This is a genomic window from Nitrococcus sp., assembly GCF_059432795.1.
Window position 1 is genome coordinate 1 of record NZ_JBXWZQ010000112.1, and the last position, 14,454, is coordinate 14,454.

Here is a 14,454-nt window from a genome sequence, read left to right on the forward strand (position 1 = left end):
CCCGTCAACGAGGCGGAGAGAAACCGTAGATAATCAGCGCCAGCCAGTACGAGCGGTTGGCGCCGAAGAGGAACCAGAAAAGGTGTAGGATAAGGCTCGATTATTCCGTCTCAGAAAGAACTGTCGATTTACGGCCCTGGGTGTCAAGGAGATCGATTACAAGGGTCTCAACACGCGCAAGAACTACAATACACAAACCGGCAAGATTGTGCCCAGCCGGATCACTGGAACGCGTGCCAAGTATCAACGCCAACTTGCCAGTGCCATCAAGCGCGCGCGCTATCTGGCCTTGCTGCCCTACACTGACCGCCACTGATCAGCCTGCCACCCGAGCTTGGCCGTGAGGCGTTTCGCCGACTTCATCATGCGTGGCCGGATGTCGGCGGTTTTCGTCGTCTTCGCAAGTGCGATGGTGCCGCTATTTCTCTGGGTCAGTGGTGGCGCCCTATCTCTTGTGACGTTGCGGCGCGGTGCCGTGGAAGGCGCCCTCGTCGGCGGTGGGGCGGCGCTGGCGCTGCTGATATTGGTGGGAGCGCTGGCTGGCACCCCAGAGCCGGCCCTGCAGCCGATTTTGCAGCTCTGGCTGCCTGTCTTCTTGATGGCCTTGTGGTTGCGGCACAGCGTCTCCCTGGCACAAGCCGTGGAGATGGCGGGGGGCTTGGCGGCGCTTGCTGTGGCGATATTTCATATAGTGCATCCGGATACCGCCGGCTATTGGCGTGAGGTATTCGGGCAGGCGCGCGTGCTGCTTCCCGCACAGTCGGATTCCGGTGTCACGGCTTGGGAGGAGGTCGTGGCCGTCCTCGCACCGCAGATGACAGGACTATGGGGTGTGAATCTGCTTGGGTTGGCGGTTGCGAGCTTACTCCTGGGCCGCTGGTGGCAGGCCATGCTGTATAATCCCGGCGGTTTCCAAGCGGAGTTTCATGCGCTGCGGCTGGAACGCTGGTTCGCGTGGGTGGTGTTGGCGTCGCTGCTGGCGGGAACGGTGCTGGGGCGAGGATTGGTCTACGATGTTGCTTTCGTGCTCAGCACGGCATTCGTGCTGCAGGCCTTGGGCCTGCTGCATTTTTTCGCTGCAGGTCGGCGCTGGGGCAAGCTGTGTCTGGGACTGGTCTACCTATTCCTCCCTCTGGTGATCCAGCTGGTGGCAGTGGTGGGCCTCATCGACGTGTTCCTTGATTTGCGACGGCGCAGCGAGGGGTCGTCGGACCCAGGCGGCTCGCTTTGAGCAGCACTCGTGCATACATAACTGGATGGGGACTCAGTAATGGAAGTGATTCTGCTCGAGAAGGTCGAGAACCTCGGTAGCCTCGGTGACCGAGTACGGGTGCGGCCGGGATACGGCCGCAATTTTTTGCTTCCCTACGGCAAGGCCAAACCTGCAACGCCGGAGAACATCAAGTACTTCGAGGAGCGCGCGGAGGAGCTAGCGCGTGCCGCCGCCGAGGCGCTGCAGGCCGCAGAGCAGCGTGCCGAGCAGCTGTCCGGACTCACCGTGACGCTGCGCGCGAAGGCGGGTGAGGAGGGCAAACTGTTCGGATCGGTCGGTACCGCCGATATCGCGGATGCGGTTACCCGTGCCGGGGTTGAAGTTCACCGTAGCGAGGTACGCTTACCGAACGGTCCGCTACGAAGCTGTGGGGAATTCGATGTTGAACTGCATTTGCATACGGATGTGGATGCAATGGTCAAGGTGAGCATCGTTGCCGAGGAGTAGCGGAAACGCAGGGTGATCGATTCGGCACGGTGTGCCGGCTAGCGAAGGTGTGCTAGACCGTTTTCCAGGCCGCGATCCATCCCCTTCGCCACCTTCTCGCCCCGTCTCTTCGACGGGCTGGGGCGCAGGGCGGGGGTGGTGCGCTGCATTCCGCCAGTAAAGCCGGGCTGGGGGCGGGCTCGGCTGGTGCGGAGGATGATCGATGGTGGACGTGAATGCGGTTTTAAGTGAAACCGAGGCACTCAAGGTTCCGCCGCACTCGATCGAGGCAGAGCAGGCCGTGCTCGGTGGCCTGATGGTCGACAATGATGCCTGGGATCAAGTGGCCGACCGAGTTGTCGACAAAGATCTCTACCGTCGTGATCACCGCCTTATATTTCGGGCCATAGAAGCCCTCGGCGAAGCCGGTCAGCCCATGGATGTCGTGACGCTGTCCGAGTGGCTGAAGACCCAAGGCTCGCTCGAGGAGGCGGGCGGGCTCGCCTATCTGGGGGCGCTCGCCCGGGATACTCCCAGTTCCGCCAACATCCGCGCTTACGCAGACATCGTCCGGGAGAAGTCGGTGCTGCGACATCTGATCCGGGTCGGAACGGAGGTCGCGGGCAGCGGCTACCGGCCGGAGGGTTGCAGCAGCAGTGATTTGCTCGACGAAGCGGAGCGCCTGATCTTCGAAATCGGAGAAAGGCTGCAGCGTCACCGCCAGGGATTCGTCGGCGTAAAGGACATACTGCCGACAGTGGTGGACCGTATCGACACGCTCTATCTCCAGCAGGGCGATGTCACCGGTCTGGCAACGGGGTTTACCGATTTCGATCACTTGACCGCCGGACTGCAAATTGGTGATCTGGTGGTCATTGCCGGGCGCCCCTCCATGGGCAAGACAACCTTCGCGTTGAATCTCGCGGAAGTCGCCGCAATGCGCGGGGACCAACCGGTGGCGGTGTTCAGCATGGAGATGCCGGGGGAAGCCCTCGCGATGCGCATGCTTTCCTCGCTCGGGCGCGTGGAGCTGCAGAGAATCCGCACCGGTCGTCTGGAAGACAGCGATTGGCCGCGGCTGACCAGCACCATGAATCTGCTCTCTCAAGCACGGCTTTTCATCGACGATACGCCGGCTTTGACGCCCATGGAAATGCGAGCGCGCGCGCGGCGACTCAAGCGTGAGCACGGGTTGAGCCTGATCGTGGTCGATTACCTCCAGCTCATGCACCTGCCGGGCCATACAGAAAACCGTGCGACCCAGATCGCCGAGATTTCCCGTGCGCTCAAGGCGATGGCCAAGGAATTGGGGGTACCAGTGGTCGCGTTGTCACAGCTCAATCGCAGCCTCGAGCAACGCCCCAATAAGCGTCCCGCCATGTCCGATCTGCGCGAGTCCGGCGCCATTGAGCAAGATGCCGACGTCATCGTCTTCATCTATCGTGATGAAGTCTACAATCCGGACAGCCCGGACAAGGGCACAGCAGAGATCATCATCGGCAAGCAGCGCAATGGCCCCATCGGCACCGTGCGGCTGACTTTTCTCGGCAAATACACTCGGTTCGAGAATTACATCGACGACGGCTATCGAGGCGAGGGCTTTTCGTGACCCGCTTGGCCCGGGCCACCGTCGACCTTGGTGCACTGCGATACAATTTAGCGGTGGCTCGCCAATCGGCTCCGCAAGCGCGCGTTCTCGCGGTGCTCAAGGCCAACGCCTACGGCCATGGGCTGCTTAGGGTCGCCGCGGCGCTGGCGCGAGCGGATGCTTTTGCCGTGAGTTGCCTCGAGGAGGCCAAGCAATTGCGCGCGGCGGGCTATCGGCACCGGATTGTCCTTTTGGCCGGCTACTTCGACGAGGACGAGCTGCCGCTGTTCGATCGATTGGCACTCGATCCGGTGATTCATGCCGAGTGGCAGTTGCCGTTGCTGGAACGCCAGACGTTACGTCGGCCACTTGACGTCTGGCTCAAGGTGGATACGGGAATGCACCGGCTCGGTTTCCCCGCCGAGCGGGTACGCCACGTCTACGAGCGGCTGTGCGCCATGCCATGCGTGGCCAGCATCCGTTTCATGACCCATCTCGCGCGTGCCGATGACCGGCGCGATCCCACCACGTGGCTGCAGCTCGAAGCTTTCGCAAACGCCTGCCTGGGCTTGCCAGGAGAGCGCAGCATCGCCAATTCCGCCGCTACGCTCGGTTGGCCGCAGACCCATGCGCAATGGGTTCGTCCGGGGATCATGCTCTACGGCTGCTCTCCGTTTCTCGATGATCGCGAATGCACGGATTTGCAGACGGTGCAGACTCTGGAGGCGCGGCTGATCGCCATCAATCATCTTCGGCAGGGTGACCTCGTCGGCTATGGTGGAATCTATGCCTGTCCCGAACCGATGCCGGTAGGCGTCGTCTCCATTGGTTATGGTGATGGTTATCCACGGCATGCTCCCAGCGGGACACCGTTGCTGGTCGCCGGGCGCAAATCGATGTTGGTGGGCCGCGTGTCGATGGATATGCTCAGTGTCGACCTGCGCCCGGTCCCTAACGCCCGGGTGGGGGACTTGGTCGTGCTTTGGGGCCCGGGCCTGCCCGTAGAGCGCGTTGCCGAGCATTGCGGCACCATCGCCTATGAGCTGCTATGCAGGATTACCAGTCGCGTCGAGTTCCGTTATGTCGACCCCAACAGGGCAAAAGCCTAGCAGGCCCGTGCTCGCGCCGATCGTGCGGAGCGCGGCGACCGGCGCAGGCAGGAGCATTCCGTCCAAGCTACGGCACGAACGGGTGTATGCAAACTAGGGCGCCCAGCGTGTTCGTCTGCCGGGAGTGTGGCACCGCCGCCGCCAAGTGGGTGGGACAATGCTCGGGGTGTCGGGCGTGGAATACCCTCGCGCAGACCAGCGCTACCGATGCCCGGGCTTCCTCTGGAGGCGAGGCCCACGAACGCGACGTCGCCGTGCTCCGTGAGGTCTCGCTAGTCGAGGAGGTGCGTTTCGCCACTGGAAGCGCCGAATTCGACCGCGTCCTCGGCGGCGGTCTGGTACGAGGCGGCGTCGTGCTGCTCGGCGGTGACCCGGGGATCGGAAAGTCGACCTTGCTGCTCGAGACGATGGCGCGGCTATCCGGCGATGTCTCTACGTTGTACGTCACCGGCGAGGAGTCCTTGCACCAGCTGGCGCTGCGCGCGAAGCGTCTCGGCGTCCGGGCTGCCAACGTGCAGATATTGGCGGAGACAGCGGTGGAGGCCGTGCTGGCAACGGCGAATGCGAAGCGGCCGACCGTGATGGTGGTGGACTCCGTGCAGACGTTGCACGGCACCGCGCCCGGCTCCGTTCCGGGCTCCGTCGCCCAGGTTCGCGACTGCGCCGCACGTTTGATCCGTTTTGCCAAGCAAAGCGGTACCGCGCTGTTACTGGTAGGGCATGTGACCAAGGAAGGACACCTCGCCGGTCCACGTGTGCTGGAGCACATGGTCGATACGGTGCTTTATTTCGAGAGTGACAGTGCCAGTCGCTATCGTCTGTTGCGGGCGGTGAAAAACCGCTTCGGCGCTGTTAACGAGCTCGGCGTCTTTGCGATGACTGAAGCGGGCTTGCGCGAAGTGGGCAATCCCTCGGCACTCTTTCTCACCCGACATGTGGATGCCGTGGCCGGTAGCGGCATTACGGTCACGCGAGAGGGAACGCGGCCGCTTCTGGTGGAAATCCAGGCGCTGGTCGCGGGAAGCTCGTCGAGCGCGCCCCGGCCTGTCGCCGTCGGTCTGGACGGTAATCGTTTGTCTATGCTACTGGCCGTGCTGGATCGCCATGGCGGCATCACTACGGCAGGCGAGGATGTCTTCATCAACGTAGTGGGTGGTGTGCGGGTGAGCGAGACGGCGAGCGATTTACCGGCGCTCATGGCAGTACTTTCCAGCCTGCGCGATCGGCCTATTGCGCAGGATTGGGTGATGTTCGGTGAGATTGGTCTGGCAGGCGAGATACGCCCCGTTGCCAACGGCGAGCAGCGTTTGCAGGAAGCCGCCAAGCATGGCTTTCGACGCGCTTTGGTGTCGGTTAAGAACCGGCCACGGCGTGGTCGTGGGCCGAACGGCCTTGACGTCGTGGCAGTGCAACGATTGGGTGAGGCGGTGAGCGTCCTTTTTTAGCTCAGGAGAAGCGCGGCCACGGCGCTCGGCAGGGCCGGATCGCGGCCACGTCCGTCGCGCACACGATTTCAGGCACGGTTATCACGGTGTTGTGCGGCGAGCAATGTATTCTCCAGCAGTGCGGCTCGCGTCATCGGCCCCACCCCGCCCGGTACGGGCGTGATCCAGGCGGCCCGCTCGCAAGCCTCGGCAAATTCAATATCCCCGAGCAGTTTGCCGGCAGCGTTACGGTTGATTCCGATATCGATAACGATCGCGCCGGGTTTGATCCAGCTTCCAGGAATGAAATGCTCGCGCCCGACGGCGGCGACCACGATGTCGCCATTACCCACCTTGACCGCCAGATCCCGCGTGCGGCTATGGCAGATAGTCGGAGTGCAACGCGCATTGAGCAGCTCGATGGCCATGGGGCGGCCGACGATGCTCGACTGACCAATAATGATCGCGTCCTTCCCCTCTAGCGGCTCCTGTATGTGCCGGAGCAGGGTCATCACGCCATGAGGCGTGCACGGGCGCAAGCCAGGCAGGCGCAACAGCAGGCGACCGACATTTTCGGGGTGAAAGCCGTCAACATCCTTGTCGGGGGCGATACGCTCGATTACGGCCTGCGCTTCAATGTGTTCCGGCAGCGGCAGCTGCACGAGAATGCCATCGACCCTTTGGTCGGCATTGAGCCGCTCCACCAGAGTCAGCAGCTGCTCTTGGGTGGTCTGCGCGGGCAGCTCGTAAGCCTCGGAGCGGATGCCGACCTCTTCGCAGTCCTGGCGCTTATGGCGAACGTAGATGCTCGAAGCCGGATTGCTTCCTACCTGGATGACGGCGAGCCCTGGGCGTTGCAGCCCAGCGCTGAGGCGCGTGCGAACGGTCTCGGCGACGCGTTGGCGAATAGTCGCAGCGATGGCCTTGCCGTCGATGATGCGGGCACTCATGGCGATAAGCCGTTAATTTGCCAATCCTCGCGGATTTCACGACAATAGCGGGAGGCGGATTGTCTCACGCGGTACTGCGCCGTACAAGGCGACCGGTTTGACGGCGGGCCCGGGCGTGCGTATTATTCTGCCGTTCCGTGCCGATGGTAAGGGACGCGCGGCGCGTATCGGGCGAGGGCCCAACGGGGTGTAGCGCAGCCTGGTAGCGCGCCTGCTTTGGGAGCAGGAAGTCGGGGGTTCGAATCCCTCCACCCCGACCAAGCAGCCTCGCGGGGCTTGGCAGTCGCTGGCAATTGGCGACAGCCGATCACCCGGCGTTTTCTCTCAGCACATGGCACAGAGGCGGTCGGTTATGCGCCCGTGGCTCAACCGGATAGAGCATCGGCCTTCTAAGCCGACGGTTGCAGGTTCGAATCCTGCCGGGCGTACCAGTTCCTCGGCGGATCCAAGGACGGGCGACCCGCACTATGGTGGGCGTAGCTCAGTTGGTAGAGCTCCGGATTGTGGCTCCGGCGGTCGTGGGTTCAAATCCCATCGCTCACCCCAAATAAAATTCGGGCCGCTAGCTCAATTGGTAGAGCAGCAGACTCTTAATCTGTCGGTTCGGGGTTCGAGTCCCTGGCGGCCCACCAAAGAGACGGTAGGGTGAGATAGGACCTTTCACCCGCGCTTTTTTCGCACATCCAACGCAGGCTCGTTTTGGCGTTATGCAGTAGGATCGTTCGATCCTTTGCCCCAGCATCTACCCTAACCCAGGCGGCGCGTCCGCGGAGTTAGCTTGCGGCGAATCACGAATGCCCCACGGCGTGGGGTATCAGCAAGGTTCATCTCGTGCAGGTCCACACGATCAGTGGAACTGGCACGAGGCCGCCTGGGAATTGACGGTAGCGCTCGCCCGTGCATTATCGGCGCTCGCAAAGCGATTTCCTTCCAACGCGGGGGGCGCTCGTTCCGCAGCGCCCGATCTCATGCAAGGGGGTCATGGCGGGAGGCAATAATGTGCGCGTGCCGTAGATCGCTATGGCTTGTGAGGGCGCGCTGATTTGGGTTGCTGTGCCGGCAGTTCATTCCAAGCCTTTGTTCTTTGACCCACCGTCACGGGGCGCTGGTCCCGCCCGGTCCGCTCGCTACACTGACATCTTTCACCGTCGGCCGGTGGACGGCGGCAGCCATAATGAAGACCCCAGCGGCGCCTGTTGCCTGGCGATGAGAGCCTTTTGGCCGCTTGCGGTACTGCCTGTATAATTCCATCAAGCTTTGAGGCGAAAGTGGCGGAACCGGTAGACGCGCTGGGTTTAGGTCCCAGTGGGGTGCTCCCCCGTGAGAGTTCGAGTCTCTCCTTTCGCACCACACCGTAAATTCAGCCCACGCACCTCGACCACGATCGAAGGTCGAAAGAGCTGCGCACGAGGTAGGCTCGATGCAAGTATCTGTGGAAACGACCCAGGGCCTGGAGCGTCGCCTGAAGTTCCAGGTTCCTAACGAGCGCATTGACAAGGAGGTGAAGTCACGGCTGACCTCTTTGAAGAGTCAGGTGCGACTGGATGGGTTTCGGCCCGGCAAGGTCCCATACAAGGTGGTGGAAAAGCGCTATGGCGCCGAGGTCCGCGAAGAGGTGGTGACAGAGCTGCTCCGTGCGGCCTATGTTGGAGCCTTGGAGCAGGAGGAGTTGCGCCCGGCCGGTGCGCCGGATATTCAGCCGCTGCCGACCGAAGAGGGCGAGGATCTCGAATACACCGCGACGTTCGAGATCCTGCCGGAGATCGAGGTTGCAGGGCTCGATGCGCTCGAGGTGGAACGCCCGGCAGTGGAGATTACGGACGCGGACCTTGACAAGGTCATCGAGCAGTTGCGCCGGCAAAAGGTCGATTACACCACCGTGGAACGCCGTTCAACCGATGACGATCGCGTCATCATTGATTTCTGGGGGGAGGTTGACGGTGGCGGGTTCAAGGGGGACCGCGGCAAAGGGGTGGCGGTGCGGATTGGCTCGGGTCAGATGCCGGCGGAGTTCGAGCAGGCCTTGAAGGGTTTGCAGGCCGGGGACACGAAGGATATCGAGTACTCTTTTCCGGATAGCTTCCCGGATAAGCAGCTTGCCGGTAAGACGGCGACCTTTCATGTCACCGTTGATCACGTCGAGGAACCGCAGTTGCCTGCGCTCGACGATGAATTCGCAAAGCGCCTGGGTGTCGAAGAAGGGGGGCTCGAGCAGGTTCGCGCCCAGGTTCGCGAGAGCCTCGAGGTGGAGCGGGATCGGGCGGTGCGCACACAATTGAAGCAACAGATTTTGGACAAGCTGTTGTCGAGTAATGAGGCACTGGAATTGCCTCATTCGTTGGTGGCCGCCGAGCTGAAGGTGCTGCGGGAGCGGGCGCTGCACCGAATGCAGCAGTTCGGCCAGGATGAGCAGGCGGCAGATATCTCCGACTCGGCGCTGGAGCGGGGAGCGCGTCGTCGGGTCACGCTTTACCTGTTGATCAAGGAGATCGTGCGTAAGAACGATATTCGGCTGGATGAGAAGCGCCTGCAGGAGGCGTTGCATGAGCTCGCCTCCAACCACGAACGGCCACAAGAGCTGCTGCAGTATTACATGGAGCACCGCCAGGCAATGGAAAAGGTGGAGCTTGCGGTCATCGAGGATCAGACGGTGGATTGGATCCTCGAACGAGCGAAAGTAGAGGATCAAGCAATGAGCTTCGATGAGCTAATGGGCATCAAAGGTGAACCCGAAGGCCAAGTCGGCGAGTCCGAAGGTGAAGGTAACGAGGTGAACGCATCATGAGCACATCCAGTGATCGACACCAGACGCCGATGGCCACTGGCCTCGTTCCGATGGTGGTGGAGCAGACCGCCCGGGGTGAACGCGCCTACGATATCTACTCGCGGCTGCTGAAGGAGCGGGTCATCTTCCTGGTGGGGCCGGTAGAGGATCATCAGGCCAACCTGTTGATTGCACAGTTATTGTTCCTGGAGTCAGAGAACCCAGACAAGGATATTCATCTTTATATCAACAGCCCCGGCGGCGTGGTCAGCGCTGGCCTTGCCATCTATGACACCATGCAGTTCGTCAAGCCCGACGTCAGTACGGTTTGTATCGGTATGGCCGCGAGCATGGGCGCGCTGCTGCTTACCGGTGGCGCCGCCGGCAAACGCTATTGCCTGCCGAATTCCCGCATCATGATTCATCAGCCACTCGGTGGCTTCCAAGGACAGGCGACCGATGTCGAGATTCACGCCCGTGAGATATTGACGATGCGCGAGCGTTTGAATCAGATATTGTCTCACCACACCGGGCAGGACATCGAAACGATTCAGCGGGACACCGAACGCGATAACTTCATGAGCCCGGAAGCGGCACAGGCTTACGGCATCGTGGACGGGGTGCTGAGAGATCGGGCCAAGCTCGCGGGAGCCGAGTCATGATGCCAGGTTGGGCCGATTGCCACCGCCAAATTGTCGTTTGGTGCTTGAACTAAAGTCGAGTTCGGCCCATCTTTAGAGATATGAAGGGTTGTGTGTCACCCGCCCCGTGAGCGGGCAGGGGGCGCCCAAGTTTCCCAATCATCCACTGCGCTCTTGCGTGAGCCAGGAAAAGAAGGCAAGGTTTACGGAGTCCTTCTGCCACGTTCGAGGTTGACATAATGACTGACAGAGAGAACGGCAGGGGCGACGGAAGCGGCAAGCTGCTCTACTGCTCGTTTTGCGGTAAGAGCCAGCACGAGGTCCGCAAGCTCATTGCGGGTCCATCCGTTTTCGTCTGCGATGAATGTGTCGAGCTCTGCAACGACATCATTCGTGAGGAAATGGAGGAAAAGGCCGCGGGGACGGGTAGCAAGCTTCCAAAGCCGCACGAGATCAAGACCGTTTTGGATGACTACGTCATTGGTCAGGAGCAGGCGAAGAAGGTTCTGTCGGTCGCGGTTTACAATCATTACAAGCGCATGGAAGCCAGCCACTCGAAGAGCGACGTCGAGCTCTCAAAGAGCAATATCCTGCTCATTGGCCCGACGGGCTCGGGAAAGACCTTGTTGGCCGAGACGCTGGCGCGTCTGCTTGATGTGCCCTTCACCATCGCTGACGCAACGACGCTTACAGAGGCGGGTTACGTCGGCGAGGACGTGGAGAACATCATTCAGAAGCTGTTGCAGAAATGTGATTATGATGTCGAAAAAGCTCAGCAGGGCATCGTCTATATCGATGAGATCGATAAGATATCCCGCAAGGCGGATAACCCGTCCATCACCCGTGACGTCTCGGGTGAAGGCGTCCAGCAAGCACTGCTGAAGCTGATCGAGGGAACAATCGCCTCGGTGCCGCCGCAAGGTGGTCGCAAGCATCCGCAGCAAGAATTTCTCCAGGTGAATACCGGGAATATTCTATTCATCTGCGGCGGAGCTTTTGCAGGGCTGGAAAAGGTCATTCAGCAGCGTTCTGAGCGTGGGGGCATTGGCTTTTCTGCCGAAATCAAGGGGCGGGATCAACGCAAGAGCATCGGTGACTCGCTGCGGGACGTGGAGCCGGAGGACCTTATCCGCTATGGCTTGATTCCTGAATTCGTCGGGCGCATGCCGGTAGTGGCGACCTTGGACGAACTCGACGAAGAGGCGCTGGTGCGGATACTCACGGAGCCCAAGAACGCGCTGGTCAAGCAGTATCAGAAGCTGTTCACGATGGAAGGCGCGACGCTTGAGTTCCGAGAGGATGCCTTGCGCGGCGTGGCGCGCAATGCAATGGAGCGCAAGACGGGTGCACGTGGCTTGCGCACCCTGATCGAGCGCGTGTTGCTGGATACGATGTACGAGCTGCCTTCGATGGAGCATGTCAGTAAGGTGGTCGTTGACGAGTCGGTCATAAGCGGCGAATCCAAGCCCTTCGTCATGTATGCAGGATCGGATCAGCCGGTGGCGGCATCTGACTGACCCCATCCGAACCTGGGGACCGAATCGGACCCACCCGCTCCATTAAGATGAGAAAGCGCCGGCCGCCTGCGCGACCGGCGTTTTTTTCTGCGTTGAAAACGGGATGAGTCAGCCGCATCTTAGGAACAATCACGCACACGAGTCGTCGCATGACGGCGGCCGTGCAATGTAGACGAGTTTGATGAGGATTTCCGTATGGCGAGTGACACCGTGACCGAATACATCGATACCGCGCCAGTGCTTCCATTGCGCGACGTCGTCGTCTACCCGCATATGGTCATCCCGCTGTTCGTGGGTCGGGAGAAATCGATCCGTGCGCTGGAAGCCGCTATGGAGGTGGACAAGCGGATCTTTCTGGCCGCACAGAAAAGCGCTGAGGTAGATGATCCGGGTCGAGACGATATCTACCACGTCGGCACTGTCGCCAACATACTGCAAATGCTCAAGCTTCCCGACGGAACGGTAAAAGTGCTGGTAGAAGGCGCCGAGCGCGCCCGTGTCGTCGAACTCGATACGGCCGGGTCGTATTTCTCGGGTCGTGTTGAAGGGCTCGAAGAAAGCGGCCATCGCGGCAATCGCGAGGTCGGCATCATTATGCGCTCGTTGCTCACCTTGTTCGACCAGTACGTCAAGTTGAACAAGAAAATACCGCCGGAAATCCTCTCGTCCCTGTCCAGCATCGATGACCCGGGTCGCTTGGCGGATACCATAGCCGCGCACATGTCGCTCAAGATCGAGGAGAAGCAGAAGATCCTTGAAATCGAGAATGTGCAGTAGCGCCTGGAACACATGATGGCGCTCATCGAGGGGGAGCTCGACGTTCTGCAGGTGGAAAAGCGCATCCGCGGTCGTGTCAAGCAGCAGATGGAGAAATCCCAGCGCGAGTACTACCTCAACGAGCAAATGAAAGCCATCCAGAAGGAGATCGGTGAGCTCGAGGACGCCCCGAACGAAGTCGAGGAACTCGAGAAGAAAATCAAGGCATCGGGGATGCCCAAGGAAGCAAGGGAAAAGGCGGAACAGGAGCTCAACAAGCTGCGCTTGATGTCTCCGATGTCCGCTGAGGCTACGGTGGTTCGCAACTACCTGGACTGGATCATCAGCGTCCCTTGGAAAAAGCGAACTCGGGTACGCCACGACTTGCGTGAGGCGAAGAAGATCCTGGATGCGGATCATTACGGCTTGGAACGCGTCAAAGAGCGGATCATTGAGTATCTGGCGGTGCAACAGCGCGTGCGCAAGCTCAAGGGGCCCATTTTGTGCCTTGTGGGTCCGCCCGGCGTGGGTAAAACCTCTCTCGGCCAATCCATAGCCCGTACGGTCAACCGCAAGTTCGTGCGCATGTCACTGGGCGGGGTTCGCGACGAGGCAGAGATACGCGGGCACCGACGGACCTATATCGGCTCGCTCCCCGGCAAGATTGTGCAGAAGCTGGCCAAGGTGGGAACTCGCAACCCGCTATTCCTGTTCGACGAAGTGGACAAGATGGCGATGGATTTTCGCGGTGATCCGGCGTCGGCGCTACTCGAAGTGCTCGATCCGGAGCAGAACTCGACGTTCAATGACCACTATCTGGAAGTGGAATTCGATCTCTCCGATGTGATGTTCGTCTGCACCGCGAATACGCTGAGCATACCTGCGCCGTTGCTGGATCGCATGGAGGTGATCCGCCTCCCGGGCTACACCGAGGAAGAGAAGGTCAATATTGCTCTGCGTTATCTGATACCGAAACAGCGAAAGGCCAACGGCATCAGAAAGGGCGAGATGGATATCAGCGAGAACGCGGTCCGCGGCATCGTACGCTACTACACGCGTGAGGCTGGCGTGCGCAACCTGGAACGGGAGATCGCCAAGATTTGTCGCAAGGTGGTCAAGAGCGTATTGCTCAAGCCGCGCGACAAGAAAATCCTCGTTACGCAGCAGAATCTGGATAAGTATCTCGGCGTGCAGCGTTACCGCTATGGGGTTGTGGAGGAGAGTGATCAAGTTGGACGGGTCACGGGACTCGCATGGACCGAAGTCGGCGGGGAATTGCTTACTATCGAAACCGCGGTTGTGCCCGGCAAAGGCAAGCTGAGCAACACCGGTCAGTTGGGAGAGGTGATGCGCGAGTCCATCCAGGCTGCCATGACCGTAGTGCGCAGCCGGGCCCGAGCGCTTGGGATAGACCCGGAATTTCACCAGAAACTGGATGTCCACATCCACGTGCCCGAAGGCGCCATTCCGAAGGACGGTCCGAGCGCGGGTATAGGAATGTGCCTGGCTCTGGTATCGGCGCTGACGGGTATACCGGCTCGTGCAGATGTGGCGATGACAGGCGAAATTACCCTGCGTGGTGAGGTTCTGCCGATTGGCGGACTCAAGGAAAAGCTTTTAGCGGCGTTGCGGGGCGGGATCAAGACGGTGTTGATCCCAGAGGAGAATCGAAAGGATTTGGCGGATGTCACCAAGGACGTTAAGAGTCGGCTCGATATTCGTCCGGTTCGCTGGATCGATGAGGTGTTGGAAGTCGCTTTGACTCGGCAACCAACCCCGTTGCCCGAAAACGAGACGCAGGAGGCTGCCAAGGACGAACGTCCGGCCAAGGGCCGCAAGAAGAGAGACGTCGTTCGGCCTCATTGAGTAAACGGGGCGCTGTTGACGCGTTTCCAGGGCGTCTGTTATATAAAACGAACGGCAGGCCGAACCTTTCGGCCTGCCGTTCGCTTAAAACAAAAATTATCTTTCTTTGCGAGCTTCATCTACTCGCAGGATCATCGGGT

The 14,454-nt window shown here is 60.5% G+C and carries 9 protein-coding genes, 5 tRNA genes and 2 pseudogenes; 15 read left to right on the forward strand and 1 reads right to left on the reverse strand.

Annotated features, from left to right (window positions below; genetic code table 11):
* Positions 1–94: 94 nt before the first annotated feature.
* From rpsR to radA, 6 genes and pseudogenes are all read left to right on the forward strand, one after another.
* Positions 95–316, forward strand: a pseudogene (rpsR, locus tag AC52Q4_RS08205) (30S ribosomal protein S18); the annotation flags it as partial.
* Between the two features lie 24 nt (positions 317–340).
* Positions 341–1,231 carry a hypothetical protein gene (locus AC52Q4_RS08210; RefSeq protein WP_495536312.1) on the forward strand — a complete coding sequence of 297 codons (891 nt, stop codon included), beginning with the start codon at positions 341–343 and terminating at the stop codon, positions 1,229–1,231.
* Positions 1,232–1,270: 39 nt separating this feature from the next.
* Positions 1,271–1,720, forward strand: coding sequence for a 50S ribosomal protein L9 (gene rplI, locus AC52Q4_RS08215; RefSeq protein ID WP_495536313.1), 450 nt, complete (start codon positions 1,271–1,273; stop codon positions 1,718–1,720).
* Between the two features lie 202 nt (positions 1,721–1,922).
* The gene (dnaB, locus tag AC52Q4_RS08220; protein WP_495536314.1) at positions 1,923–3,308 is read left to right on the forward strand and encodes a replicative DNA helicase; all 1,386 of its coding nucleotides are present in this window, start codon (positions 1,923–1,925) and stop codon (positions 3,306–3,308) included.
* Positions 3,305–4,396: an alanine racemase gene (alr, locus tag AC52Q4_RS08225; RefSeq protein WP_495536315.1), complete on the forward strand. Its 1,092-nt coding sequence runs from the start codon at positions 3,305–3,307 to the stop codon at positions 4,394–4,396. The genes dnaB and alr overlap by 4 nt, the downstream gene beginning before the upstream one ends.
* Before the next feature lie 86 nt (positions 4,397–4,482).
* Positions 4,483–5,841: a DNA repair protein RadA gene (radA, locus tag AC52Q4_RS08230; RefSeq protein ID WP_495536316.1), complete on the forward strand. Its 1,359-nt coding sequence runs from the start codon at positions 4,483–4,485 to the stop codon at positions 5,839–5,841.
* Between the two features lie 68 nt (positions 5,842–5,909).
* Here the strand turns inward: radA and folD are convergent, their stop codons facing one another.
* The gene (folD, locus tag AC52Q4_RS08235; RefSeq protein ID WP_495536317.1) at positions 5,910–6,770 is read right to left on the reverse strand and encodes a bifunctional methylenetetrahydrofolate dehydrogenase/methenyltetrahydrofolate cyclohydrolase FolD; all 861 of its coding nucleotides are present in this window, start codon (positions 6,768–6,770) and stop codon (positions 5,910–5,912) included.
* A gap of 183 nt (positions 6,771–6,953) precedes the next feature.
* Here folD and AC52Q4_RS08240 point away from each other — a divergent pair.
* From AC52Q4_RS08240 to lon, 9 genes and pseudogenes are all read left to right on the forward strand, one after another.
* Positions 6,954–7,030 (forward strand) — tRNA-Pro (locus AC52Q4_RS08240).
* Positions 7,031–7,124: 94 nt separating this feature from the next.
* Positions 7,125–7,201, forward strand: a tRNA-Arg gene (locus tag AC52Q4_RS08245).
* A 39-nt stretch (positions 7,202–7,240) separates the two neighbouring features.
* A tRNA-His gene (locus tag AC52Q4_RS08250) sits at positions 7,241–7,316 on the forward strand.
* A 10-nt stretch (positions 7,317–7,326) separates the two neighbouring features.
* Positions 7,327–7,402: transfer RNA gene (locus AC52Q4_RS08255), tRNA-Lys, on the forward strand.
* Between the two features lie 630 nt (positions 7,403–8,032).
* Positions 8,033–8,120 (forward strand) — tRNA-Leu (locus AC52Q4_RS08260).
* A 70-nt stretch (positions 8,121–8,190) separates the two neighbouring features.
* On the forward strand, positions 8,191–9,555 hold the full coding sequence (tig, locus tag AC52Q4_RS08265) for a trigger factor (protein ID WP_495536318.1): 1,365 nt from the start codon (positions 8,191–8,193) through the stop codon (positions 9,553–9,555).
* Complete coding sequence (clpP, locus tag AC52Q4_RS08270; RefSeq protein ID WP_495536319.1) at positions 9,552–10,196, forward strand: ATP-dependent Clp endopeptidase proteolytic subunit ClpP; 645 nt, start codon at positions 9,552–9,554, stop codon at positions 10,194–10,196. The genes tig and clpP overlap by 4 nt, the downstream gene beginning before the upstream one ends.
* Before the next feature lie 218 nt (positions 10,197–10,414).
* Positions 10,415–11,692: an ATP-dependent Clp protease ATP-binding subunit ClpX gene (gene clpX, locus AC52Q4_RS08275; protein ID WP_495536320.1), complete on the forward strand. Its 1,278-nt coding sequence runs from the start codon at positions 10,415–10,417 to the stop codon at positions 11,690–11,692.
* A gap of 195 nt (positions 11,693–11,887) precedes the next feature.
* Positions 11,888–14,314, forward strand: a pseudogene (lon, locus tag AC52Q4_RS08280) (endopeptidase La).
* The last annotated feature ends 140 nt before the right edge of the window (positions 14,315–14,454 follow it).